This window comes from Pontibacillus chungwhensis BH030062 (assembly GCF_000770675.1).
Classification (GTDB): Bacteria; Bacillota; Bacilli; order Bacillales; family BH030062; genus Pontibacillus; species Pontibacillus chungwhensis.
In genome coordinates, this window is sequence record NZ_AVBG01000005.1 from 117,032 (window position 1) to 140,695 (window position 23,664).

The 23,664-nt window shown below is 40.6% G+C and carries 25 protein-coding genes and 2 riboswitches; of the genes, 21 read left to right on the plus strand and 4 right to left on the minus strand.

All coding sequences use genetic code 11. The features are described from left to right. Positions 1 to 37: 37 nt before the first annotated feature. The 3 genes from N780_RS20255 to N780_RS08665 all read right to left on the minus strand — a co-directional run bounded on the left by N780_RS20255 (position 38) and on the right by N780_RS08665 (position 1,814). Positions 38 to 640 carry a lytic transglycosylase domain-containing protein gene (locus N780_RS20255; RefSeq protein WP_036782496.1) on the minus strand — a complete coding sequence of 201 codons (603 nt, stop codon included), beginning with the start codon at positions 638 to 640 and terminating at the stop codon, positions 38 to 40. 546 nt (positions 641 to 1,186) lie between these two features. After that, a complete protein-coding gene (locus N780_RS08660; protein ID WP_036782499.1) occupies positions 1,187 to 1,516 on the minus strand; it encodes a spore coat protein in 330 nt (109 codons plus the stop codon). Between the two features lie 16 nt (positions 1,517 to 1,532). Then, a complete protein-coding gene (locus tag N780_RS08665; protein WP_036782503.1) occupies positions 1,533 to 1,814 on the minus strand; it encodes a hypothetical protein in 282 nt (93 codons plus the stop codon). A gap of 203 nt (positions 1,815 to 2,017) precedes the next feature. On the opposite strand from N780_RS08665, the gene N780_RS08670 reads away from it, so the two are divergent. From N780_RS08670 to N780_RS08705, 9 genes are all read left to right on the plus strand, one after another. Then, positions 2,018 to 2,935: a proline dehydrogenase family protein gene (locus N780_RS08670; RefSeq protein ID WP_036782506.1), complete on the plus strand. Its 918-nt coding sequence runs from the start codon at positions 2,018 to 2,020 to the stop codon at positions 2,933 to 2,935. A 189-nt stretch (positions 2,936 to 3,124) separates the two neighbouring features. Then, a complete protein-coding gene (locus tag N780_RS08675; protein ID WP_036782509.1) occupies positions 3,125 to 5,524 on the plus strand; it encodes a 3-hydroxyacyl-CoA dehydrogenase/enoyl-CoA hydratase family protein in 2,400 nt (799 codons plus the stop codon). Between the two features lie 19 nt (positions 5,525 to 5,543). Next, positions 5,544 to 6,719 carry an acetyl-CoA C-acetyltransferase gene (locus N780_RS08680; RefSeq protein WP_036782512.1) on the plus strand — a complete coding sequence of 392 codons (1,176 nt, stop codon included), beginning with the start codon at positions 5,544 to 5,546 and terminating at the stop codon, positions 6,717 to 6,719. 14 nt (positions 6,720 to 6,733) lie between these two features. Next, positions 6,734 to 8,518 (plus strand): acyl-CoA dehydrogenase FadE, encoded by a 1,785-nt coding sequence (locus N780_RS08685; protein WP_036782514.1) that lies wholly within the window; start codon positions 6,734 to 6,736, stop codon positions 8,516 to 8,518. A gap of 217 nt (positions 8,519 to 8,735) precedes the next feature. Then, on the plus strand, positions 8,736 to 9,092 hold the full coding sequence (locus N780_RS08690; protein WP_036782517.1) for an arsenate reductase family protein: 357 nt from the start codon (positions 8,736 to 8,738) through the stop codon (positions 9,090 to 9,092). An 80-nt stretch (positions 9,093 to 9,172) separates the two neighbouring features. After that, entirely contained in the window at positions 9,173 to 9,556 is a 384-nt protein-coding gene (gene gcvH, locus N780_RS08695; protein WP_036782518.1) for a glycine cleavage system protein GcvH, read from the plus strand. A 58-nt stretch (positions 9,557 to 9,614) separates the two neighbouring features. Beyond that, complete coding sequence (locus N780_RS19765; protein ID WP_156969115.1) at positions 9,615 to 9,788, plus strand: DUF2553 family protein; 174 nt, start codon at positions 9,615 to 9,617, stop codon at positions 9,786 to 9,788. A 176-nt stretch (positions 9,789 to 9,964) separates the two neighbouring features. Continuing rightward, the gene (locus N780_RS08700) at positions 9,965 to 10,324 is read left to right on the plus strand and encodes a ribonuclease M5 (RefSeq protein WP_036782521.1); all 360 of its coding nucleotides are present in this window, start codon (positions 9,965 to 9,967) and stop codon (positions 10,322 to 10,324) included. 14 nt (positions 10,325 to 10,338) lie between these two features. Then, the gene (locus N780_RS08705; RefSeq protein WP_232299508.1) at positions 10,339 to 10,647 is read left to right on the plus strand and encodes a thioredoxin family protein; all 309 of its coding nucleotides are present in this window, start codon (positions 10,339 to 10,341) and stop codon (positions 10,645 to 10,647) included. A gap of 178 nt (positions 10,648 to 10,825) precedes the next feature. Here the strand turns inward: N780_RS08705 and N780_RS08710 are convergent, their stop codons facing one another. Beyond that, complete coding sequence (locus N780_RS08710; protein ID WP_036782524.1) at positions 10,826 to 11,236, minus strand: TlpA family protein disulfide reductase; 411 nt, start codon at positions 11,234 to 11,236, stop codon at positions 10,826 to 10,828. An 83-nt stretch (positions 11,237 to 11,319) separates the two neighbouring features. After that, positions 11,320 to 11,423: riboswitch (SAM riboswitch) on the plus strand. 199 nt (positions 11,424 to 11,622) lie between these two features. Then, positions 11,623 to 11,728, plus strand: a riboswitch (SAM riboswitch). Between the two features lie 119 nt (positions 11,729 to 11,847). Here N780_RS08710 and N780_RS08720 point away from each other — a divergent pair. The 12 genes from N780_RS08720 (at position 11,848) to N780_RS08770 (ending at position 23,638) form a co-directional block, all read left to right on the plus strand. Further along, entirely contained in the window at positions 11,848 to 12,879 is a 1,032-nt protein-coding gene (locus tag N780_RS08720; RefSeq protein WP_036782530.1) for a methionine ABC transporter ATP-binding protein, read from the plus strand. Then, on the plus strand, positions 12,869 to 13,537 hold the full coding sequence (locus N780_RS08725; protein WP_036782533.1) for a methionine ABC transporter permease: 669 nt from the start codon (positions 12,869 to 12,871) through the stop codon (positions 13,535 to 13,537). The genes N780_RS08720 and N780_RS08725 overlap by 11 nt, the downstream gene beginning before the upstream one ends. Positions 13,538 to 13,551: 14 nt before the next feature. After that, a complete protein-coding gene (locus N780_RS08730) occupies positions 13,552 to 14,421 on the plus strand; it encodes a MetQ/NlpA family ABC transporter substrate-binding protein (protein WP_036782536.1) in 870 nt (289 codons plus the stop codon). An 87-nt stretch (positions 14,422 to 14,508) separates the two neighbouring features. Then, a complete protein-coding gene (locus N780_RS08735; RefSeq protein WP_036782539.1) occupies positions 14,509 to 14,868 on the plus strand; it encodes a carboxymuconolactone decarboxylase family protein in 360 nt (119 codons plus the stop codon). Positions 14,869 to 15,104: 236 nt separating this feature from the next. After that, positions 15,105 to 15,245 (plus strand): YuzK family famiily protein, encoded by a 141-nt coding sequence (locus N780_RS19770; protein WP_188652317.1) that lies wholly within the window; start codon positions 15,105 to 15,107, stop codon positions 15,243 to 15,245. Positions 15,246 to 15,575: 330 nt separating this feature from the next. After that, positions 15,576 to 16,361: a Fe-S cluster assembly ATPase SufC gene (sufC, locus tag N780_RS08740; protein WP_036782542.1), complete on the plus strand. Its 786-nt coding sequence runs from the start codon at positions 15,576 to 15,578 to the stop codon at positions 16,359 to 16,361. A gap of 18 nt (positions 16,362 to 16,379) precedes the next feature. Next, entirely contained in the window at positions 16,380 to 17,690 is a 1,311-nt protein-coding gene (gene sufD / locus N780_RS08745; protein WP_036782544.1) for a Fe-S cluster assembly protein SufD, read from the plus strand. Further along, on the plus strand, positions 17,690 to 18,910 hold the full coding sequence (locus N780_RS08750; RefSeq protein ID WP_036782546.1) for a cysteine desulfurase: 1,221 nt from the start codon (positions 17,690 to 17,692) through the stop codon (positions 18,908 to 18,910). The genes sufD and N780_RS08750 overlap by 1 nt, the downstream gene beginning before the upstream one ends. Next, positions 18,900 to 19,340, plus strand: a complete 441-nt coding sequence (gene sufU / locus N780_RS08755) for a Fe-S cluster assembly sulfur transfer protein SufU (RefSeq protein WP_036782548.1) — start codon at positions 18,900 to 18,902, stop codon at positions 19,338 to 19,340. The genes N780_RS08750 and sufU overlap by 11 nt, the downstream gene beginning before the upstream one ends. Positions 19,341 to 19,378: 38 nt before the next feature. Next, positions 19,379 to 20,776 carry a Fe-S cluster assembly protein SufB gene (gene sufB, locus N780_RS08760; protein ID WP_036782551.1) on the plus strand — a complete coding sequence of 466 codons (1,398 nt, stop codon included), beginning with the start codon at positions 19,379 to 19,381 and terminating at the stop codon, positions 20,774 to 20,776. 648 nt (positions 20,777 to 21,424) lie between these two features. Further along, positions 21,425 to 22,234, plus strand: a complete 810-nt coding sequence (locus tag N780_RS08765; protein ID WP_036782800.1) for a sulfite exporter TauE/SafE family protein — start codon at positions 21,425 to 21,427, stop codon at positions 22,232 to 22,234. A gap of 12 nt (positions 22,235 to 22,246) precedes the next feature. Then, entirely contained in the window at positions 22,247 to 23,638 is a 1,392-nt protein-coding gene (locus N780_RS08770; RefSeq protein WP_036782555.1) for a bifunctional metallophosphatase/5'-nucleotidase, read from the plus strand. The last annotated feature ends 26 nt before the right edge of the window (positions 23,639 to 23,664 follow it).

Below are 23,664 nucleotides of genomic sequence, written 5' to 3' on the forward strand. Positions count from 1 at the left end.
ATAATAAAAGTGTCCTGAAATTTCAGGACACTTTTTATTATGCGTTTAAGTAAGTCTGCATTACTTTTGGTACATAGGCTTCTGTTTCTTTAAAAGGAGGGATCCCTCCATATTTATCTACGTTCCCAGGCCCAGCGTTATAAGCAGCCAGAGCTAATTCAGTATCCCCATTGTATTTATCTAACATTTGTCGGAGATACTTGGCACCTCCATCAATATTCTCTTTAGGATCAAAAACATTTTCAACCCCAAGTCCTCTAGCCGTTGAGGGCATGAGCTGCATTAATCCCATCGCGCCAGCTTGACTCTCTGCATTTGCGTTATAGTTAGACTCTTGTTTTATCACAGCGTGAAGTAGATTAGGGTCTACATCGTATTGTCGGGATGCTTCCTCGATATATGATTGATAGTGACCAGAGCTCCCATTATTGATTGGGAGAGAGCTATACGGGGCAGAGGCCATTGGAGGTGGTCCACTTACTTTCTGTGTAGAAGGCATTATAGCGGATGACTTAGACATCTCACTTTCGAGTAATTGAGTGAAAAGGGATGAAGCAGAAAAGGGAGTAGAGGACGATCCGCTACCTAATGTTCGGATGGCTTGCAACTGGGCGAATTGTTGCCACATTTTTATATTCAAAAAAACACCTCTTGTTATGTAAATTCGTATCTTTATTATAAAGGATTTTTAGAATTATGTGGAAACTAATTTAATGAAGGACGAAAAATAGGGCTATCTCAAGAGTTGATCTTTTGAGATAGCCTGATCACAGGTTATGCCGGTTTTTAGACGAACTTCCTATTTCACCTAAGCACCTCGCCTGTGCTTTTCTTATTGTCCAGCTCCGGTGGGGAGGGCCTAGCGCGATAAGCAATCTGTCTGCAGTCCGCTCCGCGAACTTCCGCCAGCTTGCTTATGCGTACGGGGCTGAACAGTCGCCTGTGCTTTTCTTTGTCCAGCTCCGGCTCCTAGCCCCTAGCGTCATAAGCAATCTGCCTGCAGTCCGCTACGCGGACTTCCGACAGCTTGCTTATGCGTACGGGGCTGAACAGTCGCCTGTGCTTTTCTAGTGTCTAGCTCCGGCGGGGAGGGCCTAGCGTGATAAGCAATCTTACTGCAGAGGCTAACGCCTCTTCCGTAAGCTTGCTTATCCGTACGGCCCTAAGCACCCCGCCTGTGCTTTTCTTATTGATAAGGCAGTTGATTCGTATACCCACTAAATTGTTGGTAGGTTTGTTGCATTTTTTGTTGGTCTGCTGCTTCGATGCTGTACCAGCCGTTTTTGAACATTAGGTTGTATAGGTTGCGTTGGCAGTCTTGTGATTCGTTGAAAAGTGTGGATACGTCTTGGTACAGATGGTCACAGCTTGCTTCGTTCATAGCTGTGCAGTACGCATCGGTCATGTATTTTTCAGTTGCTAACATATCGTTTATAAAGTCACGTTCATTCATTTGTGCATTCTTAGGTACAGACGTTTCGGGGTTTTGTACTTTTTGGCTTTGTTGTTGATTCATGAAGTGATCCTCCTTTCTAGTTTAAAGGTTGATTGTTGTTTTGGTTTGGAGCTGGGCTTTCATTTAAATGTTGCAGCATTTTTTCATAGTGACGTTGGTGCATCTGTCCTGCTTGTTCTAGTGCTGCTTTTAGTTCTGGGTTTTGGCAGAATCCTGCAAAAAAGTGAGCTTTCTTTGAAGCCATTAAGTTCCAAGATAGCATGTCTGAAATATACAGCTGATCTTTGGTGCTCACCATTGTTGGTGGTTGAGGCATAATGTTTGTTTGATTTTGTGCATTGGTTTGGTTTTGTTGCATAAGAGGTACCTCCTTACATAAGACATATTTTTCAAGCTTAGATTTCCACAGTTTTGGAGTCTTATCCATGAATTCTGGACTCAATATACGTCGATGTGTCGGAATTGGGCGAAAATTATACACGTTTTAAAAACTGAATGGTAAAATGGAAGTAGGCATAATGGATAATGGCTTCATAAGGTTGAATAGTAGGAGGTCATCAAATGGAACAGATCATGCGTAATTTCTTTTTATTCCTTTCTAAAAACAAGGCATTTACGAAAATGGCTAGAAAATACGGGCTCAGGTTCGGAGCTGGTCGCTTTGTAGCCGGTGAGACAATGGGGAATACAGCTAAAGTAATTCAGGAATTAAATGCTAAAGGGATGGATGTGACAATCGATCACCTTGGTGAATTTGTAGATAATGAAAGAGAAGCGAAACAAAGAACTGAAGAGTGTATAGAAGCGATTAGAGTCATATCAGAGCAAAATCTGCAATCTCAGTTGTCCTTGAAAATGACTTCAATGGGATTGGATGTTTCAGAAGAATTAGTACTTGAGAATATGCGAAAGATTTTAGATGCTGGCAAAACGTATGATGTATTTGTCACGATTGATATGGAGGATTATGAGCGTTGTGAGAAAACGCTTGAAATCTTTAAACAATTAAAATCTGAATATGAAGGTATTGGAACAGTGCTGCAAGCTTATTTGTATAGAACAGTAGAAGATATAGAAGAACTGAATGCATATAGCCCAAACTTGCGGTTGGTTAAAGGAGCTTATAAAGAATCACCAAAAGTTGCTTTTCCTGCTAAGCAAGATGTAGATCAAAATTTTAAGAAGATCATTAAAATGCACATGTTAAATGGGAACTACACAGCAGTTGCTACGCATGATGATCAAATGATTGAATACACGAAACAAATTGAAAAGGAATACAATATTCCTAAAGACCAATTTGAATTTCAAATGTTATATGGGATTCGTACGGAGAGGCAAGAAGAGCTCGTGGCTGAAGGTTATCGAATGAGAGTCTATGTCCCTTATGGAGATGATTGGTACGGATACTTTATGAGAAGGTTAGCTGAACGACCTGCTAATGTAGCTTTCGTTGTTAAAGGAGTCATTGGCAAATAGAAGAGAAGGGACCGGTATTTATTGAGCCGGTCCGAAGCTTTGTAAAAAGATAGAAATAAGTCGGTAAAAAGGATTGCGAAATGTCTGAAAATAATTTATAGTAAAAGTAGAATTAGATCGAATGAGGATCTATTTATTTTTTCGCCGTAAAATGAATGAGTATTCATTCAAATGATAGGGGGAGCTGAAATGAATCGAACAATCAGGCGTGCAGCTGTACTAGGCTCAGGTGTAATGGGAGCTGGCATTGCTGCTCACTTGGCAAACGTAGGAATACCGACACTAATGCTCGATATTGTACCTCGTGAAGTAACAGCTAAAGAGGCAAGTGCTGGGCTTACATTAGAAGATCGACAAGTTAGAAACCGAATAAGCCAATCTGGTAAGCAAGGTCTCTTAAAGCAAAAGCCATCTCCTTTAACGAGTAAAGGCAATTTAGATCTAATTGAGGTGGGCAATCTTGAAGATGATCTAGAACGTTTAGGAGAAGTGGACTGGATTATTGAAGTTGTTGTTGAGAATCTAGAGGTAAAGCAAAAAGTCTTTGCTTCTGTAGATCAATATCGTAAACAAGGAGCCATTGTAAGTTCAAATACATCGGGAATCTCAGTTGAGGCTATGGCAGAAGGGCGGTCAGAGGACTTCAAAAAGCATTTCCTTGGCACTCACTTCTTTAACCCTCCTCGTTACTTAAAATTACTTGAGGTTATTCCAACAAAGGATACCGACACTAATGTTCTACAATTTATGAAAACGTTTGGAGAAGACGTGTTAGGTAAAGGGGTTGTAGAAGCGAAGGATACGCCAAACTTTATCGCAAACAGAATCGGGACGTATGGTTTGTTGGTTACAGTAAGAGAAATGATAAATGGTGGATACAGTGTAGGAGAAGTTGATTCTGTAACAGGCCCTATGATTGGACGCCCAAAGAGCGCTACATTCCGAACCCTTGATGTAGTAGGGTTGGATACCTTTTTGCATGTGGCTAAAAATGTGTACGATCAAGTAGAGGGAAAAGAAAAGGATGTCTTTGATCCCCCTGCTTTTATGAAGACGATGCAAGAAAAAGGATGGATTGGAGCGAAAGCAGGTCAAGGATTTTTTGTGAAAAAGAAAGGGGAAAAAGGGAGCGCTATATTTGAGCTGAACCCTGAAACCCTGGAGTACGAAGATCGCAAGAAATTAAAGACAAAGGCAACAGAAATGGTGAAGCAAGAGAAAGGACCTAAACGGAAGCTGAAAGCACTTGTTTCAGCTAAAGGAGACCGTGCTGGTGACCTAGTCTGGAATGTGGTTAAACCTGTTCTTATATACTCTGCTCAATTAGCTGGTGAGATCGCTGACGACATCCCTTCAATTGATGATGCAATGAAGTGGGGATTTGGCTGGGAGTTAGGACCATTTGAGATGTGGGATGCAATCGGTGTTGAAAAATCAGTATCTCGAATGAAAGAAGAAGGAGAAGAGGTTCCACAATGGGTGGAGGACATGCTAGCAAAAGGCCTTTCATCATTTTATAAACAAGAAAATGGAAACGTTTACTTCTATCATGATGGTGACTACAAACAACAATCATTTAATGATAAAGAAATTCACCTTAAACGTCATAAAGAAGTTCATGGCGTCATTAAAAGCAATAAAGGTGCCAGCCTTATTGATATAGGAGATGATGTTGCGCTTCTTGAATTCCACTCACAGAGCAATGCGATCGGCTTAGATATTATTCAAATGATCAACTATGCTGTTGAAGAAGTCGAGAATAATTACAAAGGGCTTGTTATTGGGAACCAAGCGAAGAATTTCTGTGTAGGTGCTAATCTCGGAATGATTTTAATGGAAGCACAAGATTATAACTTCATTGAAATTGAAATGGTCGTGCGTCAATTCCAACAAGCTATGATGAATATTAAGTATTCAAATAAACCAGTAGTAGCTGCTCCATTTGGCATGACACTTGGTGGAGGTACAGAAGTTACGCTACCAGCAAGTGCTGTTCAAGCATCCCAAGAAACGTATATGGGGCTTGTTGAACCGGGCGTAGGCCTGATTCCAGGTGGCGGCGGAAATAAAGAACTTTACATTAAACATCTGCAAGGCATTCCAAAGTCAGTAGACTTTGATTTACAAAAAGTCACTAATGATGTTTTCCAAAAGATTGCTACAGCTAAGGTTTCAACCTCCGCAGAGGAAGCTAGGGAACTAGGTTTTCTTAACCAATTAGATGCAATCAGTGTGAACGGTGATCACTTGATTCACGATGCAAAACAGAAAGTGCTAGGTCTCTCACAAGCTGGCTATAAAGCTCCTAAGCGCGAGAAGATTCCTGTAGTAGGTGAAGCGGGCTATGCAACGATGCTCCTAGGAGCTAAAACGATGGGCTTTGGTGGATATGCTTCTGAACACGATATCAAGATTGCCCAAAAGCTTGCTTACGTGCTTGCTGGTGGAAAGGTTGCACAAGGGACTCTTGTTGATGAACAGTATTTATTAGATTTGGAAAGAGAAGCATTTTTAAGTTTAGTTGGAGAGCCAAAATCTCAGCAGCGGATGCAACACATGTTAGTAAAAGGAAAGCCACTACGCAACTAAACAGATAGGGGGAAGTACTGTGAAGGAAGCTGTAATCGTTGCAGGTGCCAGGACACCTGTTGGAAAAGCCAATAAAGGAACGCTTCGGAATACGCGCCCAGACGACCTGGCCGCTCTAACAATTCAAGAGACGCTTAAGCGTGCAGAAGGATACGACGGCAATATCGATGACGTTATTATAGGATGTGCCATCCCAGAGGCTGAGCAAGGTACGAACATGGCTCGTAATATAGCAGGTTTAGCAGGATTGCCTAATGATGTGCCTGGTATAACGATTAATCGTTATTGCTCAAGCGGTCTTCAAGCAATTGCCTATGCTTCAGAGCGAATCATGCTTGGTTATAGTGATACGATCATCGCTGGCGGAGCAGAATCTATGAGTCTAGTACCTGTCCCGGGGCATGTTGTAAAGCCTAATGTAAAACTTGTCGAAAATGCACCTGAATATTATATGGGCATGGGGTATACGGCAGAAGAGGTTGCAAAGCGCTTCAGTATATCAAGAGAGGAACAAGATGCATTCGCCGTTAGAAGTCATGAACGAGCAGCTCGGGCCATTCAAGAAGGAAAGTTTGAAGATGAAATTGTCCCAGTTGACGTTTTGCAACGATTTGTAGGCGCTGATAACAAGCAGCACGAGAAGCAAGTAACTTTTAGTGTTGATGAAGGTGTACGTAGCGGTACGAGTATGGAAGCTCTTGCTAAGTTGCGACCTGCCTTTTCAATAGGAGGTTCTGTAACAGCCGGAAACTCTTCTCAAATGAGTGACGGAGCGGCTTCTGTACTGGTTATGGACCGAGAAAAGGCAGAAGCACAAGGGTTAAAGCCTCTTGTCAAATTCCATTCATTCGCTGTTGCTGGTGTTGAGCCTGAAATTATGGGTGTAGGGCCTGTAAAAGCGATCCCGAAAGCTCTTAAGCTTGCTGGATTAAGTCAGTCAGACATTGGGTTGTTTGAATTAAATGAAGCATTTGCCTCCCAATCGATTCAAGTCATTCGTGAGCTTGGTCTCGATGAAGAGAAAGTAAACGTTAATGGTGGTGCTATTGCGTTAGGTCACCCTTTAGGGTGTTCTGGCACTAAGCTAACACTCAGTTTGATTCACGAAATGAAGCGTCGAAATGAACAGTTTGGTGTTGTTACAATGTGTATCGGTGGCGGAATGGGTGCTGCCGGAGTCTTTGAACTTATTTAAAGGGGGAAACCAAGATGAGTGAAACGAAGGAAAGAGTATTTAAAGGTGGAAGCTTTTTAGTTGAAGATTTGCAGGCAGAAGATATTATTACGCCAGAAGATTTTACAGATGAGCATAAAATGATTGCTAAAACAGCAGAGGATTTTGTTTTGGGAGAAGTTGTTCCTAAAATTGAGAACCTTGAAAACCATGAATTTGAGCATTCTGTTAACTTACTTAAGAAAGCTGGAGAGCTTGGTTTATTAGGTGTAGACGTTCCTGAAGAATATGGTGGACTTAACCTGGATAAAATTAGTTCTTCTTTAATTACAGAGAAATTTTCAAGAGCTGGTGGCTTCTCAGTCACTCATGGCGCCCATGTAGGGATTGGTTCTTTGCCAATCGTGTTCTTTGGTAATGAAGAGCAGAAACAAAAGTATCTGCCTCTTCTAGCTACAGGTGAAAAAATCGCAGCGTACGCATTAACAGAACCAGGTTCTGGCTCTGATGCGTTGGGTGCTAAAACAACAGCTAAACTAAATGATGCAGGTACACACTATGTATTAAATGGAGAGAAGCAGTGGATCACAAACTCTGCCTTCGCTGATGTATTTGTTGTATACGCTAAAATTGATGGTGACAAATTCACAGCCTTTATTGTTGAGAGGGATTATAAAGGCGTTACAACAGGTCCTGAAGAGAAGAAGATGGGCATTAAGAGCTCTAGTACCCGTACTCTAATCTTAGAAGATGCCGAAGTTCCTGTTGAGAATGTTTTAGGAGAAATTGGTCGTGGGCATGTGATTGCGTTTAATATTTTAAATGTTGGTCGTTACAAATTGGCCATCGGTGGAGTAGGTAGTTCCAAACGTGCGCTTGAACTAGCTGTTAAATACGCTAATGAGAGAAAGCAGTTTAAAACACCAATCTCTAGCTTCCCGTTAACTCAAGAAAAGCTTGGAACGATGGCCGCTAACACCTATGCGAACGAAAGTGCTGTTTATCGTACAGTCGGCTTATTTGAACAACGAATGGGTAAGTTGAGTGACGAACAACTAAAAGACGGAAAAGCAATAGCAGAAGCGATTGCTGAGTACGCGATTGAGTGTTCATTGACTAAGGTATTTGGCACAGAGCTACTCGATTATGTTACGGATGAAGCGGTTCAAATCCACGGTGGGTACGGATTTATGGCTGAATACGAGGTCGAAAGAATGTACCGTGACTCCCGTATTAACCGAATTTTCGAAGGTACAAATGAGATCAACCGCATGATTGTTCCGGGTACCCTTTTGAAAAAAGCAATGAAAGGTGAACTGCCTCTTCTTCAAAAAGCTCAAACGCTTCAGGAAGAGCTTATGATGATGATGCCAGAAGAGCCGGGGACAGAAACGTTAGAGCAAGAGAAATACTTGCTTAAGAACGCCAAGAAAATCGGTCTCTTAGCAGCAGGTTTAGCTGCTCAGAAATTTGGCGAAAAGCTTGAGAAAGAACAAGAGCTGCTTGTTAATATTGCAGATATCGTAGGTGAGATCTACAATATGGAATCTGCTATCCTCCGTACTGAGAAGGCAATCCAGTCGAGCGGTGAAGAGAAAAACATGCATAAGCTTGCTATGACTCAAGTCTATACTCAAGAATCATTTAACCGAATTGAAGCTCATGCAAAAGAAACTTTAATTGCGAGTGAAGAAGGCGACTCACTACGAATGATGCTCTCAGCACTTCGTAAACTAACACGCCACACTCCAACAAATGTTATTAAGAAAAAACGCGAAGTGGCAGCAAAAGTCATTCAAGAAGAGAAATACGTTCTTTAATTTATTTACCAATAAAACCCTCTCCTATAAACAAACATAGGGGAGGGTTTTATGATGGGTATGCTTTCCTGAGCATCGTGTCTTCCACGATTTTGACCATTCGTGATTAGAGTATATGAACGTTTGTTACCTTGAAGATTTGTGTGTCTAATAATTAGGAAGCTGCGGAAAAATATGATAAAATGAGGGCACATATTAGAGAAAAGGAGGTCCTTCTATGGCGTTAACGGTTTATTGGTACCCACAATGTGGTACGTGTAAAAAAGCAAAGAAATGGTTGGATGATCAAAACATCTCTTACGAAACAGTACATATTGTTGAACATCCTCCATCTGAAGAGCAGCTGAAAACGTTAATCCAACAGAGTGGCTTACCACCAAAGAAGTTCTTTAATACGAGTGGCAAGAAATATCGTGAACTCGGCATGAAGGACAAACTTCAAGATGCTAGTGAAGCTGAGATGAGGTCTTGGTTAGCTTCCGATGGTATGTTAATTAAGCGGCCGATCGTTACTGATGGAAATCAAGTTACAGTTGGTTATAAAGAGGAAACGTTTGAAGATACTTGGAAGTAGATCGTTGATAAGCAAAACACTTGGTTCTTTGAGCCGTGTTTAATACATTAAGAATGTAAAAGTAAAATGGAGGGTTTTGAATGAGCGTACCAAAAGAGTTGTATTATTCAGAAGAACACGAATGGGTGAAAGTAGAAGGAGACAAAGTACGTATCGGAATTACGGACCACGCACAATCGGAGCTAGGCGATATCGTATTCGTAGAACTACCTGAAGTAGGAGATACAATTGAAACAGATGAGCCTTTTGGTAGCGTTGAATCTGTTAAGACCGTTTCTGAACTTTACGCACCGATTTCTGGTAAAGTTGTTGGAATCAACGACGAGTTAGATGACAGCCCGGAATTTGTTAACGAAGCACCATATGATAAAGCATGGATGATTATTGTAGAACCATCTGATCAATCTGAAATCGAGAAATTGATGACTGCTGATAAATATCAAGAGATGATCGCTGAAGACTAATATTGGTATTATACTATGCTCGATCCTAGGACACCTTAAGTGTAAGGGGTGAATTAAGATGGAGAAAAAACGCCAGTCTTCTACAGCGAGAAACCGTTCCGCATCAAGAACGGGTATGAAGGTCACAAATGCCAGCAAGCAAGTGCGACAAAATCAGTCTTGGAGAGGGACAAGTAACCCTTCCCGAGTAGATAAGTATGTAGATTGCGATGATGAAAATGGTTGGTGTTAGGGGAGATGGCAGTGGGGTTCCACTGCCATTTCTTTATATAAATTTATCCCTATAGTGTGATTTTTAAATCAATAATGGCCTATTTATTATTATTTTTATTATGAAGTGAGAATTTCTAAACCAAATCACATATAGTAATAAGAAACACTTACGTTGGAAAAAGACAGGTGGTTGCGATGAACGAAATCAGTGCACTTGAAAAAGTGATTATCGTCGAGGGTAAAACTGATAAACAACAAATTCAAAAAGTGATTAATGAAGACGTTGAGATCATATGCACAAATGGAACGCTAGGGGTAGAGAGGCTAGAACAGCTCATTCTTGAGTATGATTTGGATCATAAGGATGTCTTTATATTAGTGGATGAAGACCATTCAGGGCATAAGTTACGCAAACAACTATCATTCGAACTTCCCCACGCTGAACATATTTATATAGATCGTACATTTAGAGAAGTGGCTGCGACGCCCGAGGCAGAATTAGCCCAAGCTCTGGTAAGTAGAAGCATATCGGTTGATCCTATCTTCTTAATATAGTTAGGTGGTATTCTTTGCAAACTTTATCCATGCCTTTAGAGCAGTTAAATCAGAGTGAAAACGATGTTGATTTTCTTTTTATTCATAGTCCTTTTTGCGGGACCTGCCATTTGGCGAGAAAAATGCTTGAGACATTGGAAGAGACATTAAAAGGAACTGACTTTAAAGAATTGAACGCGGCCATTCATCCTGACTTTATGAATCAATACGAAGTAGAGAGTGTTCCATGTCTACTAATCGTTCAAAAAGGCAAGATTCTTGAAAAAATCTATGCTTTTCAATCAGTACCATATCTTTATGAGAAGGTGAATCAATATCAGTAATATAAGGCTGTCCTATATAGGACAGCCTTTATTTCTGAATGAAAATGGTGACGAATGATGATTTCCCAAGAAATAATTAAGGGAATCATGTAAATAATTGTAGGGAGAAGATCAAACTTTGTCTGATGAGGTAAAGAGTCCACAAAAGAGACTCCTTATTCAAGCTATTGCAATTTAGTTATAATAACGTACCGATCGTTTTCATAATCTCCATTACATCTGCTTTGTCTCCAAATTTGGCTTCAATCTGGCCCTGTTTGTTGATAACCACTGTTGTTGGTAAGCTTGTAGCTTGGTAAAGGTCAAATATCTCAGTACCTCGATCTATTAGGGTAGGTTGAGTAAGAAATTTATTGGCAAATGCCACACCTTCTTCAGTGTTTCCTTCTCTCCCGGCTACGTTTATCGTAAGCATTTTGAGGTCTTCACGATTTAAGGATTGAAAGAAATGCTCTTTCTTCGGAAGATCTCTTGAACAGTCGGGACACCAAGAAGCCCAAAAGGTTAGTACGATGATTTTTCCAAGGTCTTGTTCCAAATAATAATGGCTGCCATCTATAGCAGGGAGTTCAAAGTGAGGTGCTTGCATCTTCGTTGCCTCCTTAATTAAATTGAATTGACTACTTTATTATCACCATGCTAACATATGATTTAACTTAAAATCGATTTCAGATCTTATCTGGAGAGGTGGAGGGACTGGCCCTTTGAAACCCAGCAACCATCCTTTTTAGGAACGGTGCTAATTCCTGCAAGGCGTGAGCTTTGAATGATAAGAGAGTATGCGTACATGCGTTTCCCTCTCTTTGGGAGACGTTTTTTTTATTATCTAGACCAATTTCCGTATCTTGTTTGCTAATAGGTTTCTTTAGATGAGAGAATTGAGTGAAAGTTTTATATTGACTGAATGTTAAGGCGCGTGCTAAAATTCTTTCTAGACTTAAAAGAGTTAATGCGTTAATTGAATAAAGGATTTTACTCTTATCACGAGAGGTGGAGGGACTGGCCCTTTGAAGCCCGGCAACCATCAAACTATGTTTGAAAGGTGCCAAATCCTGCTAAGCATAGCTTAGACAGATGAGAGGACGAATCGGTTTATATAAACCTTTCTGTCCTCTTAGAGGATAGTAAGGTTTTTTGTTTAGGGAAGGTTAGAGAAGGAAATCCTTAAACTTTTTCGGATTTTGAAAAGGAGGAACAACCGTGATTTCAATCAAGAATCTACAGAAAATATTCAAATCTGGGAACACACAAGTTCAAGCGGTTGATGATGTTAATTTGAACATCGAAAAAGGAGAAATCTATGGAGTGATCGGATATAGCGGTGCTGGAAAAAGTACATTTATTCGGTTGCTTAACCGATTAGAAGATCCTACGAGTGGAGAAATCGTCATAGATGGTGAAGATATAGCCAGTTTGAAAGCGGGAAGTCTGCGTAAGGCGAGACAAGAGATCGGAATGGTATTCCAACATTTTAACCTCCTTTGGTCTCGGACAGTAAGAGAAAACATAGCGTTTCCTTTAGAAATCGCGGGAACTCCCAAAAAGGAAAGACAAGAACGTGTTGATGAACTGATTAAGTTAGTGGGCCTAGGTGGCAGAGAAGATGCATATCCATCGCAACTAAGTGGTGGACAAAAGCAACGCGTAGGTATAGCAAGAGCGCTTGCTAACAGACCAAAAGTTCTGTTATGCGATGAAGCGACATCTGCACTAGACCCTGAGACTACTGATCAAATATTAGACTTGTTGGTAGATATCAATGAACAGTTAGACTTAACAATCATCCTTATCACTCATGAAATGCACGTTATCCGCAAAATCTCTCACCGTGTAGCGGTGATGGAGGAAGGTAAAGTTGTTGAAGAAGGCGATGTATTAGATGTCTTTCTACATCCTAAAGAGAAAGTAACGAAGCGATTTGTAGAACAAATAATGGGTGATCAAGACCAAGATGAAGCAGTGGAAACGATCTTAGCTCAGTATCAAACTGGACAAGTTGTTCGTTTACATTTCGTAGGGGAGAAAACGAACCAAGCTTTAATCAGTGAAGTATCAAGAGAATTTCCTTCTGTTAGTTTTAACATTTTACAAGGTAAGATTACCCAAACGAGTAAAGGCGCTTATGGAACACTCTATGTTCACATGGATGGGACAGAAGAAGACATCAAGAAGGCAATCGATTATATATCCGAAACATCCGTGCAAGTAGAGGTGAATGATCATGTTTCATAAGTTGTTTCCAAACGCAAATGTAGAAGATCTGATTACGGCTACGGAAGAAACGTTATATATGACCGCTCTTTCTGTAATTGGAACGTTTATCTTAGGGTTGTTGCTAGGGCTGTTACTATATTTAACTTCAAAGCAAAATATATGGGCTAACAAACCATTGAATTTCATTGTGGCAACGATTGTAAACGTCTTCCGTGCAATTCCTTTTATTATTCTAATTTTACTCTTATTCCCATTCACAGAATTTTTAATGGGGACAATAAGAGGCCCTAATGCAGCACTGCCTGCTCTAATTATCGGAGCAGCACCATTTTATGGTCGACTTGTTGAAATTGCTCTTAAAGAAGTAGATAAAGGTGTAATAGAAGCAGCAAAATCTATGGGAGCTAAGACCTCTACAATTATCTTTAAAGTCTTGCTTCCAGAATCAATGCCAGCTTTGGTTTCGGGTATTACGGTTACCTCTATTAACTTAATTAGCTACTCAGCTATGGCAGGTGTGATTGGAGCCGGTGGTCTTGGTGACCTGGCTTATCTCAAAGGATTCCAGCGCTGGGACTTTGATGTTGTATTCTTGGCCACAATATTAATTGTTATTATTGTATTCATATTCCAATTCGTTGGAGACTTTATATCAAATAAATTAGACAAACGATAAAGGAGAGCTAAATGATGAAAAAATTCTTAACACTATTCCTCAGCGCATTATTCATATTCGCACTAGCGGCATGTGGATCAGCAGAGGAGGACTCAAGCAGCAATGGATCTGAAGCAGGGAATGAGAATGGGGAAAGCAGTTCTGAGGAGAAATTAGAGGAAGTTGTTATTGGTGCATCTAGCACTCCTCACGCAGAGATCTTGGAGAAAGCTAAACCAATCCTTAAAGATAAAGGAATTAAACTTAAAATTGAAACCTATCAAGAATACATTTTACCTAACAAAGACTTAGCTAGTGGAGCTATTGATGCTAACTACTTTCAACACACACCATATTTGAAAGAGCAAAAAGAAGAGTTCGATTATGACTTCACAAGCCTTGGACCCGTTCACAATGAACCAATGGGTGTTTATTCTAAAAATATTACAAACGTAGATGAAATTCCAGAAGGCACAGAAGTCATTATGCGTCGTTCTGAATCTGAACATGGTCGTATCCTTTCTTTATTTGAAAAACAAGGTCTGATCACGTTGGAAGAAGGTATTGAAAAGAAATCAGCAACAATCGACGATATTGCAGAAAACCCTAAAAATCTTAAATTCAGCCCGGATGTAGATGCAGGCCTTCTTCCGCAAAACTATGAGCGTGAAGAAGATGCTCTAGTGGCCATTAACACGAATTATGCAATCGAGGCAGGTTTAAATCCTACTGAAGATTCCTTGTTTATTGAAGGGGATGACTCTCCATACGCGAACCTTCTTGTTACAAAGACGGAAAACAAAGATAGTGAAGCGCTAAAAACGGTTTTAGAGGTTCTTCAATCTGAAGAGATTCGTAGCTTTATTAAAGAAGAATATAAAGGTGCTATTGTACCTGTGAAATAATTATGGTCATCCTGTCCCTCCTTGGATAGAAAGTAAAATCATCGCTCATAATAGTGATAGTTACTTTTATCCTGGGAGGGATTTTTTATGGATCAACAACATCAATCACAAAATTCAACAGAAAAAGCATTATTCACTTACAAACATGGTATGGGACTATTTCAAAAAGAGATGCCTGATGTAGCTCATCATTTCAGTGAGTTTTCAGAAGCTTGTTTTAAAGAAGGTCAAATCTCAAAAAAAGATAAGCAGCTGATGGCTTTAGCTATTGCTGTCGTTGCTCAAGATGAATATTGTATGATTTATCATTCAAAGGGATGTCTTGACAATGGGGCTACAAAAGAAGAGATGATGGAAGCTTGTGGCGTAGCAGCTGCCTTTGGTGGAGGTGCGGCGCTGAGTCAAGCCGTAACCCTTGTTCATGAAAGCATTCAAGAACTACATTAATGTTTGAATAATGCATAAAATTAAGAAAACAGAAGCAAATTCGATGTATTATAGGGTATGAAAAGGTATCACATTCACCTTCGATAAATTGTTATTCCATCCTCCAAATTGAGTTTATATGCCTTTTGTTATGGGAATAAGCTTTATGGTAAAGTGAAATGGAAAACAATTGAAGGGATGGATTCACTATTAGTGACCAATTGAACTTAAACTACACGAGTGAGATGGAAAAGGCGATGCACCAGTCTCACGGAATGGGCTATCAAGAGTATAGTCGCCGAATCGACCAACGTTTGAAAGTAGAACAACGTAGGGAAGCAGAGTACCAAGCAAGTCGGCAAATTGTAGCAGAAGTTGATCGGCAAATCCATCGATAAAAAATTGTTAATAATGTTTTACTTATATATTGAGCAGGCGAAGCTTTTATCGCCTGCTTATTTTTTGTTCAATCTGTAAGCTGCAGGTGGTTTTCTTTCCTGTCGATTTGTTGTTACTATATATATAAGGAAGTTTATAGGCCAAACCTATGGGTGGAATTCCTGAATAGGTTTCTACTACCTTTATAGTGAGAACTTATTATAGCGTGTGGTAAAAAGTTGATATTACTTTCGAAATGATTTAAAATTGTAATGAGAATAGATTGAGAATCGATACATTTTACGTATCCTTAATTTACGATAGTTAGAAACCATATTGGAGGTATCAAAATGGCAGGATCAACACTAGAAATTAAAGATCTTCATGTAGAAATTGAAGGTAAACAAATCTTAAAGGGTGTAAACCTTACAATAAATGGTGGCGAATTCCATGCTGTCATGGGTCCAAACGGAACAGGTAAATCTACGCTTGCATCAGCAATCATGGGTCATCCTAAGTACGAGATCACAGGTGGAAGCATTCATCTAGACGGCAAAGACGTACTAGAAATGGAAGTGGACGAGCGAGCTCAAGCTGGTCTTTTCTTAGCAATGCAGTATCCTAGTGAAATTAGCGGTGTAACAAACTCAGATTTCCTTCGTTCTTCAATCAACTCTCGTCGTGAAGAAGGCGATGAAATTAACCTTATGAAGTTCATCAAAGAAATGGACGGAAATATGGATGAACTTGAAATGGATAAGAACATGGCTCAGCGTTACCTAAACGAAGGTTTCTCAGGCGGTGAGAAGAAACGTAACGAGATTCTTCAGCTTATGATGCTTAAGCCAGAGATTGCAATCCTTGATGAGATTGACTCCGGTCTTGATATCGACGCACTAAAAGTGGTTTCAAAAGGAATTAACAAAATGCGTGATGAGGCATTTGGTTGCCTAATTATTACTCACTATCAGCGTCTGTTAGATTATATTACTCCAGACAAAGTACACGTAATGATGCAAGGTCGTGTAGTGAAATCAGGCGGCCCTGAATTAGCTAAACGTCTTGAAGAAGAAGGTTACGACTGGATTAAGCAAGAATTAGGCATTGAAGACGAAACAGTAGGCCAAGAAGCGTAATCAGTTAGGAGGGATATCATGACTGTTGAAACACAACAACTTCCATTCGATAAACAATATGTCAGCCAATTTTCAGAGAAACGAAATGAACCTAAATGGATGACAGACCTTCGTGTAAATGCGTTGGAACAAGCTGATGCGCTCCCAATGCCAAAGCCAGATAAAACGAAAATTGACAAATGGAACTTTTCTCGTTTTAAACATGAAGCAGAAGGTCAAACCATTTCTTCATTAGAAGAATTACCACAGAAAATCCAAAGTTTCCTTGATACAGAGAAACAAGACCAAAACCTTGTCATTCAACGTAATCACACGGTTGCTTATTCTTCTCTGTCTCAAGATTTAAAAGATAAAGGTGTCGTATTCACAGACATCTTCACTGCGCTATCTGAGCACAGTGAGCTTGTTCAAAAGTACTACATGACAGATGGTGTAATGGTAGATGAGAATCGTCTAACAGCTCTTCATGCAGCACTTATGAACGGTGGCGTATTTGTATATGTGCCAAAAAACGTAGTCATTGAAGAACCAATTCAGTCTATTTTCTGGCAAGAAGATGATGAAGCGGCGCTTTATAATCACATTCTTGTGGTAGCTGAAGAAGGAAGTTCTGTAACGTATGTTGAGAACTATATCAGTGACAATGAAGCAGAAGAAACGGTTGCAAATATAGTTACAGAAGTAATCGCAAAAGGGAATGCTAAAGTTTCCTTCGGCGCAGTTGATAACTTTGCAAAAGGTACAACAACTTACGTAAACCGTCGTGGTGTAGCTGAACGTGATGCTCAGATTCAGTGGGCACTTGGTCAAATGAACGATGGTAACACGGTATCTGAAAACGTCACGTATTTAATGGGTGATGGCGCTCATGCGAATGCGAAGACGGTAACCGTTGGCCGCGGAGAGCAAAAGCAGAACTTCACTGCAAAAATTGTTCACTATGGTAAAGACACAGATGGGTATATCCTTCAGCACGGCGTTATGAAGGAAAGTGCTAGCTCGATCTTTAACGGAATTGGTAAGATCGAGAATGGTGCTTCTAAATCTAACGCAGAACAAGAATCACGTGTTCTTATGCTAAGTGATAAAGCTCGCGGAGACGCAAACCCAATTCTTCTTATTGAAGAAGACGATGTAACAGCAGGTCACGCTGCTTCTGTAGGTCGCGTTGATCCGGTGCAGCTTTACTATCTAATGAGTCGCGGTATTCCACAACATGAAGCAGAACGTCTTGTTATTCACGGTTTCTTAGCACCTGTTGTGAACCAACTTCCAATTGAAGCGGTGAAGAATCAATTACGTGATGTGATTGAAAGGAAAGTATACTAATGGATATCAACCAGGTTCGTAAGCAATTCCCGATTTTAGATCAGGAAGTAAACGGACATCCATTGGTTTATCTTGATAGTGCAGCAACATCCCAAAAGCCTCAATCTGTTATTGAGGCTTTGGATGAATACTATCGAGGCTATAACTCTAACGTACACCGAGGTGTTCATACACTAGGTACGAGAGCTACAGATGGTTACGAAGGTGCACGTGAAAAAGTCCGTCGTTTTATTAATGCAAGCAGCACAGAAGAAGTAATTTTCACTAGAGGAACAACCACTTCTATTAATACTGTTGCTTATAGTTACGGACGAAACAATCTCCAAGAAGGTGATGAGATCGTCATTACCCCAATGGAGCATCATAGTAATATTATTCCTTGGCAACAAACGGCAAAAGCTACTGGAGCTACGCTTAAGTACATTCCTCTTCAGGAAGATGGAACAATATCTTTAGAGGATGCTAAAGAAACCATTACGGACAAAACAAAAATTGTAGCAATGATGCACGTTTCTAATGTACTTGGTTCAATCAATCCGACTAAAGAAATCGGGGAAATTGCACATGCCAATGGTGCAGTAATGCTAGTGGATGGTGCGCAGAGTGCACCGCATATGCGTATCGATGTGCAAGATTTAAATTGCGATTTCTTCGCCTTTTCTGGTCATAAAATGGGAGGCCCAACAGGCATTGGTGTGCTTTATGGGAAGAAATCTCTTCTTAAAGACATGGAACCTGTTGAATTTGGCGGTGAGATGATTGATTTCGTAGGATTGTATGAGTCTACGTGGAAAGAGCTACCTTGGAAATTTGAAGGCGGAACACCTATTATTGCAGGCGCTATTGGAATGGGAGCTGCGATTGATTTCTTAGAAGAAGTGGGACTTGATGAAATTGAGGCTCATGAGAAACGTCTAGCTCAATACGCAATGGATCGACTGCAAACGATCGAAGGTGTTACCATTTATGGACCAAAGGATCGTGCTGGGCTGATCACGTTTAACTTAGATGATGTTCACCCACATGATGTTGCTACTGTATTAGATGCAGAAGGTATTGCTGTACGTGCTGGGCACCATTGTGCTCAACCATTAATGAAATGGCTAAATGTATCAGCTACGGCTCGCGCCAGCTTTTATGTATACAATACAGAAGAAGACATCGATGCATTTGTCGATGGATTAAAAAAGACAAAGGAGTTTTTCGGAGATGTCTTTTAATAATCTCGACCAGCTATACAGACAAGTCATTATGGATCACTACAAGAATCCTCGTAATAAAGGGGCTCTTGAAGGGGACCATTTAACTGTAGATATGAATAACCCTACTTGTGGCGACCGCATTCAGCTTCAGTTGCAAGTAGAAGATGGCATTGTTCAAGATGCAAAATTTGATGGTGAAGGTTGCTCTATTTCTATGTCTTCAGCTTCTATGATGACGCAAGCCATTAAAGGTAAAAGCGTTGAAGAGGCTGTGAAAATGTCTCACGTTTTCTCTGATATCATGCAAGGGAAAGAAATAAGTGAAGAGATGGAAGAAGAATTAGGTGACATTCAAGCTTTACAAGGCGTTTCTAAGTTTCCTGCACGTATTAAATGTGCAACATTATCTTGGAAAGCGATGGAAAAAGGTGTAGACGAAAAGGAATAAAGTTTTTGTGATATACCACCTAAAGGAGGTTTTGACCGATGGCTAAAAAAGCACCTGAGGTCGGCGAGTATAAGTACGGGTTTCATGACAAAGACGTTTCGATTTTCCGCACAGAGCGTGGACTGACTGAAGAAATTGTACGTGAGATCTCTAGACAGAAAGATGAGCCAGAGTGGATGCTTGACTTCCGCTTGAAAGCTCTTAAACAATTCTATAAGATGCCAATGCCACAATGGGGCGGCGACTTAAATGAACTTGACTTTGATGAGATTACGTATTACGTAAAACCATCTGAAAAGTCTGAGCGTTCTTGGGATGAAGTACCTGATGAAATCAAGCAAACGTTTGATAAATTAGGAATCCCTGAAGCAGAACAAAAATATCTTGCAGGTGTATCCGCTCAGTATGAATCTGAAGTTGTATACCACAACATGCAAGAAGACTTAGAAGAACAAGGAATCATATTCAAAGACACGGATACAGCTCTTAAAGAAGATGAAGAACTCTTCCGTGAGCACTTTGGTAAAGTGATCCCGCCTGCAGATAACAAGTTCTCTGCACTAAACTCTGCAGTATGGTCTGGTGGTTCTTTCATTTACGTACCAAAAGGCGTAAAAGTTGACACACCACTACAAGCCTACTTCCGTATTAACTCAGAAAACATGGGTCAGTTTGAGCGTACGTTAATTATTGTTGACGAAGACGCTTCTGTACACTATGTAGAAGGTTGTACAGCACCTGTTTATACAACTAACTCTCTTCACAGTGCAGTTGTTGAGATTAATGTCAAAAAAGGCGGTTACTGCCGTTATACGACAATTCAGAACTGGGCAAACAACGTTTATAACTTGGTTACAAAACGTGCGGTTGCTGAAGAGAATGCAACAATGGAATGGATTGACGGTAACTTAGGTTCTAAGCTAACGATGAAATATCCTTCTGTGGTTCTTAAAGGCGAAGGCGCACGTGGTATGACTCTTTCTATTGCACTTGCTGGTAAGGGACAACACCAAGATGCTGGTGCGAAAATGATCCACCTAGCACCGAATACGTCTTCTACAATCGTTTCAAAATCCATCTCTAAACAAGGTGGTAACGTAACGTATCGCGGAATCGTTCAATTCGGTCGTAAAGCGGAAGGTGCTCGTTCTAACGTTGAATGTGACACGCTGATTATGGATAACAAATCAAAATCAGACACAATCCCATACAACGAGATCATGAACGAAAACATCTCTCTTGAGCACGAAGCGAAAGTTTCTAAAGTTTCTGAGGAGCAGCTGTTCTATCTTATGAGCCGCGGACTTTCTGAAGAAGAAGCTACAGAAATGATCGTAATGGGCTTCATCGAGCCATTCACGAAAGAACTTCCAATGGAATATGCAGTCGAAATGAACCGTCTGATCAAATTCGAAATGGAAGGTTCAATCGGTTAATTTGCATTCGTTATAAACGAATAGCGCATAGTAAGAGGACGAAATCCACCCGATTTCGTCCTCTTTTTGTATGCACAAGAGTTGAGAATGTTTCCGTTTGCTGTAAATGAGCGTAAGGTGGGCCTGGAAACCACTCGCTTTCTTGTGGGGATCTGGTGAGCCTCCTCACCCGGCAAAGCCGGGCTCCGGGGTCTCACCTAGGCTCTTCTGCCCACGGGAGTCTCGCAGTTTCCAGGCCCACCTTTGCCATATCGGGAGATACGGAAACATGCCACATGTAGATTCAAATAGCCATCAGGGACGCTCAAGCAGCGGGGCCGTTCTTACTTCACATAGCAAGGGGGGGCTGGGGAACGGGGAGACTCCTGCGGGAGAAAGAGGTCGACGAGACCCCACAGTGAGCGTTAGCGAACGAGGAGGCTCGACAGCTCGCCCTCGGAAAGCGAGTCGTTCCCCAGACACCCCTAGCACTCAATAAACGTAACGGTCCCACCCGTAAAAAATCTATCAGTTTCGCGCTGCCATATAAGAAGGCTTATATGGCAGCCAGGGCTTTCTTCATGTTTTTAAACTGAAAAAGATGGTAAGATAATGTTAGATTGAGGAATTGTATATGGAAAGGAATTGTGTATTTTGGTTGCTCTTATTATGTTAATTATAGGTTTTTTTACAGCGTTTGTTGGCAGCATCGCTGGCATTGGTGGGGGAACCATTTTAGTACCTTCTATGCTTTTTTTACACACTGTTTCGGAATCTTTTGAGTGGGCAACTCCTCAGAAAATCGTAGGTATTTCAGTAGTTGTGATGATTTTTACTGGGTTGTCTTCGACGATTGCGTATTGGAAAAGTAAGAGAATTGACTATAAGACCGGACTCATTTTTTTGATTGGTTGTCTGCCAGGTGGGGTGTTTGGGTCGTGGTTTAATCAGTTCGTGGATACTAAAACGTTCTCTATTGCGTTTGGAGCTATAATGATCGTCATATCCTTATTGTTCTTTTTGCCGAGATTAGATCGTTCTAAAAGTCCTAAATCCAATAAGTGGCTACATATTAATCGATCTTTCACGCTGGATCAGAAAACGTATAACTATCAAATACACATTGTGGGTGGCTTTTTCCTGGCTTTCTTTGTTGGGACTCTCTCTGGCTTATTCGGCATTGGTGGGGGTTCATTAATGGTACCCGCCATGATTCTATTATTCGGATTACCGCCTCATGTGGCTACTGCAACTTCAATGTTTATAATATTCTTCCTAAGTATTTCAAGCTCTAGCACTCATGTTTTATTGGGACATGTTCCGTGGCTTTACACCCTATGTTTCATACCTGGTGCTTGGGTTGGTGGTACGATTGGAGCAAAGGTTAATCAACGAATGAACGGGAAAACGGTTGAATGGATATTACGAATTATTCTCATTTTAATCGGTGTTCGCTTAATTTGGGATGGAATTGGGTAAGGAGTCGATTAGATGACGGAAAATATTTATCTTTACTACACAAATGATTTACATAGCCATTTTGAAAACTGGCCTCGGATTGTAGGTCACTGGAAAGAACGGCGGCATCATCATGAAAAGATGAAAGAAGATATGTTTTTGTTGGATGTAGGAGATCACGTAGATCGCTTTCATCCAATTTCAGAAGCGATGATGGGAAAAGCTAATATAGATTTACTAAATAAAGCAGGTTATAATTGGGTAACTTTGGGGAATAACGAAGGGATTACTTTAACGCAAGAAGATTTGTATACGCTATACGATGAAGCAACATTTGATGTAATATGTGCAAATCTATCAACGATACATTCTCCTAACCCATCATGGTTAGATTCTTATTCTATTCAGACAACATCTAATGGAACAAAGATTGCAGTAATCGGACTTACTGCACCTTTCTATACATTCTACAAGCAAATGGGGTGGGAAGTCGTTTCCCCTTTTGATAAGCTTGATGAATTATTAGAAGAGATCGAAAAGAAAGCTGATATCATTGTGTTATTATCCCATCTTGGGATTAACGATGACGAAGCAATTGCCAATCGCTATAATTCGGTTGATGTCATTATAGGTGGTCATACTCACCATTTATTTAAAGATGGTGAGTATATTAATGGAACTTTACTCTCGGCGGCTGGTAAGCATGGGATGTATGTTGGACAGGTTGCCTTTAAGTGGGATATGGCCAATCGAAAGCTAACCCATAAGTCTGCTAGCGCCTATTCGCTCGAGAAGCAGGATGAGGATAAGGAGACAGAGCAGCTTGTAGAAAGTTATTCTAAGCAAGCTTCCCGTATGTTGCATGAAACGGTAGCAGAATTAAGCCATAATCAGAATGCAACATGGTTCGAAACGTCTGTGGTCATGAAAGAGTTCGTTAGGACGCTCAAGGACTGGACAGGTGCTGATGTAGCTATGTTAAATGCAGGAGTATTGTTGGAAGGGTTTCCTGAAGGCCCTGTTACTAGAAGAGATATCCACCGAAAATGTCCTCATCCCATGAACCCTTGTAAGGTGGAACTTAGAGGAGATCAGCTCATGGAAGTCATTCGTCAATCTCATGCGAAGCGTTTCATGGAGCTAAAGCTCAAAGGATTTGGGTTTAGGGGTGAAGTGATAGGACGCATGGTGTTTGATGGGGTTGATGTGCAAAGCAGAAAAGCTCAAGATGGTCAGGAATACGTTACAAAAGTTACCATTGATGGAGAACAAATAGATCCAAATCGTACGTACACTGTCGCTACAGCTGATACCTTTACTTTTGGTCGTTTGCTCCCTGAAATTGCAAATAGTCCAAAAAAAGAATATTTCATGCCAGAATTGCTTCGTGATCTATTGCTTGAAACTCTTAAGCAAATGCCATAAATAATGCACTTTCTTCTGCCTTTTTC

What these genes read in the sequence shown, in the direction of transcription:
- N780_RS08665 (WP_036782503.1), bottom strand. Translation starts at nt 1,814, where the DNA reads ATGCAACAAAACCAAACCAATGCACAAAATCAAACAAACATTATGCCT.
- N780_RS08660 (WP_036782499.1), bottom strand. Translation starts at nt 1,516, where the DNA reads ATGAATCAACAACAAAGCCAAAAAGTACAAAACCCCGAAACGTCTGTA.
- N780_RS08725 (WP_036782533.1), top strand. Translation starts at nt 12,869, where the DNA reads ATGTTTCATAAGTTGTTTCCAAACGCAAATGTAGAAGATCTGATTACG.
- N780_RS19765 (WP_156969115.1), top strand. Translation starts at nt 9,615, where the DNA reads ATGGAGAAAAAACGCCAGTCTTCTACAGCGAGAAACCGTTCCGCATCA.
- N780_RS08750 (WP_036782546.1), top strand. Translation starts at nt 17,690, where the DNA reads ATGGATATCAACCAGGTTCGTAAGCAATTCCCGATTTTAGATCAGGAA.
- N780_RS08710 (WP_036782524.1), bottom strand. Translation starts at nt 11,236, where the DNA reads ATGCAAGCACCTCACTTTGAACTCCCTGCTATAGATGGCAGCCATTAT.
- N780_RS08690 (WP_036782517.1), top strand. Translation starts at nt 8,736, where the DNA reads ATGGCGTTAACGGTTTATTGGTACCCACAATGTGGTACGTGTAAAAAA.
- sufD (WP_036782544.1), top strand. Translation starts at nt 16,380, where the DNA reads ATGACTGTTGAAACACAACAACTTCCATTCGATAAACAATATGTCAGC.
- sufC (WP_036782542.1), top strand. Translation starts at nt 15,576, where the DNA reads ATGGCAGGATCAACACTAGAAATTAAAGATCTTCATGTAGAAATTGAA.
- N780_RS08765 (WP_036782800.1), top strand. Translation starts at nt 21,425, where the DNA reads ATGTTAATTATAGGTTTTTTTACAGCGTTTGTTGGCAGCATCGCTGGC.
- sufU (WP_036782548.1), top strand. Translation starts at nt 18,900, where the DNA reads ATGTCTTTTAATAATCTCGACCAGCTATACAGACAAGTCATTATGGAT.
- N780_RS08700 (WP_036782521.1), top strand. Translation starts at nt 9,965, where the DNA reads ATGAACGAAATCAGTGCACTTGAAAAAGTGATTATCGTCGAGGGTAAA.
- sufB (WP_036782551.1), top strand. Translation starts at nt 19,379, where the DNA reads ATGGCTAAAAAAGCACCTGAGGTCGGCGAGTATAAGTACGGGTTTCAT.
- N780_RS08735 (WP_036782539.1), top strand. Translation starts at nt 14,509, where the DNA reads ATGGATCAACAACATCAATCACAAAATTCAACAGAAAAAGCATTATTC.
- N780_RS08675 (WP_036782509.1), top strand. Translation starts at nt 3,125, where the DNA reads ATGAATCGAACAATCAGGCGTGCAGCTGTACTAGGCTCAGGTGTAATG.
- N780_RS19770 (WP_188652317.1), top strand. Translation starts at nt 15,105, where the DNA reads ATGCACCAGTCTCACGGAATGGGCTATCAAGAGTATAGTCGCCGAATC.
- N780_RS08770 (WP_036782555.1), top strand. Translation starts at nt 22,247, where the DNA reads ATGACGGAAAATATTTATCTTTACTACACAAATGATTTACATAGCCAT.
- N780_RS08685 (WP_036782514.1), top strand. Translation starts at nt 6,734, where the DNA reads ATGAGTGAAACGAAGGAAAGAGTATTTAAAGGTGGAAGCTTTTTAGTT.
- N780_RS08670 (WP_036782506.1), top strand. Translation starts at nt 2,018, where the DNA reads ATGGAACAGATCATGCGTAATTTCTTTTTATTCCTTTCTAAAAACAAG.
- gcvH (WP_036782518.1), top strand. Translation starts at nt 9,173, where the DNA reads ATGAGCGTACCAAAAGAGTTGTATTATTCAGAAGAACACGAATGGGTG.
- N780_RS08730 (WP_036782536.1), top strand. Translation starts at nt 13,552, where the DNA reads ATGAAAAAATTCTTAACACTATTCCTCAGCGCATTATTCATATTCGCA.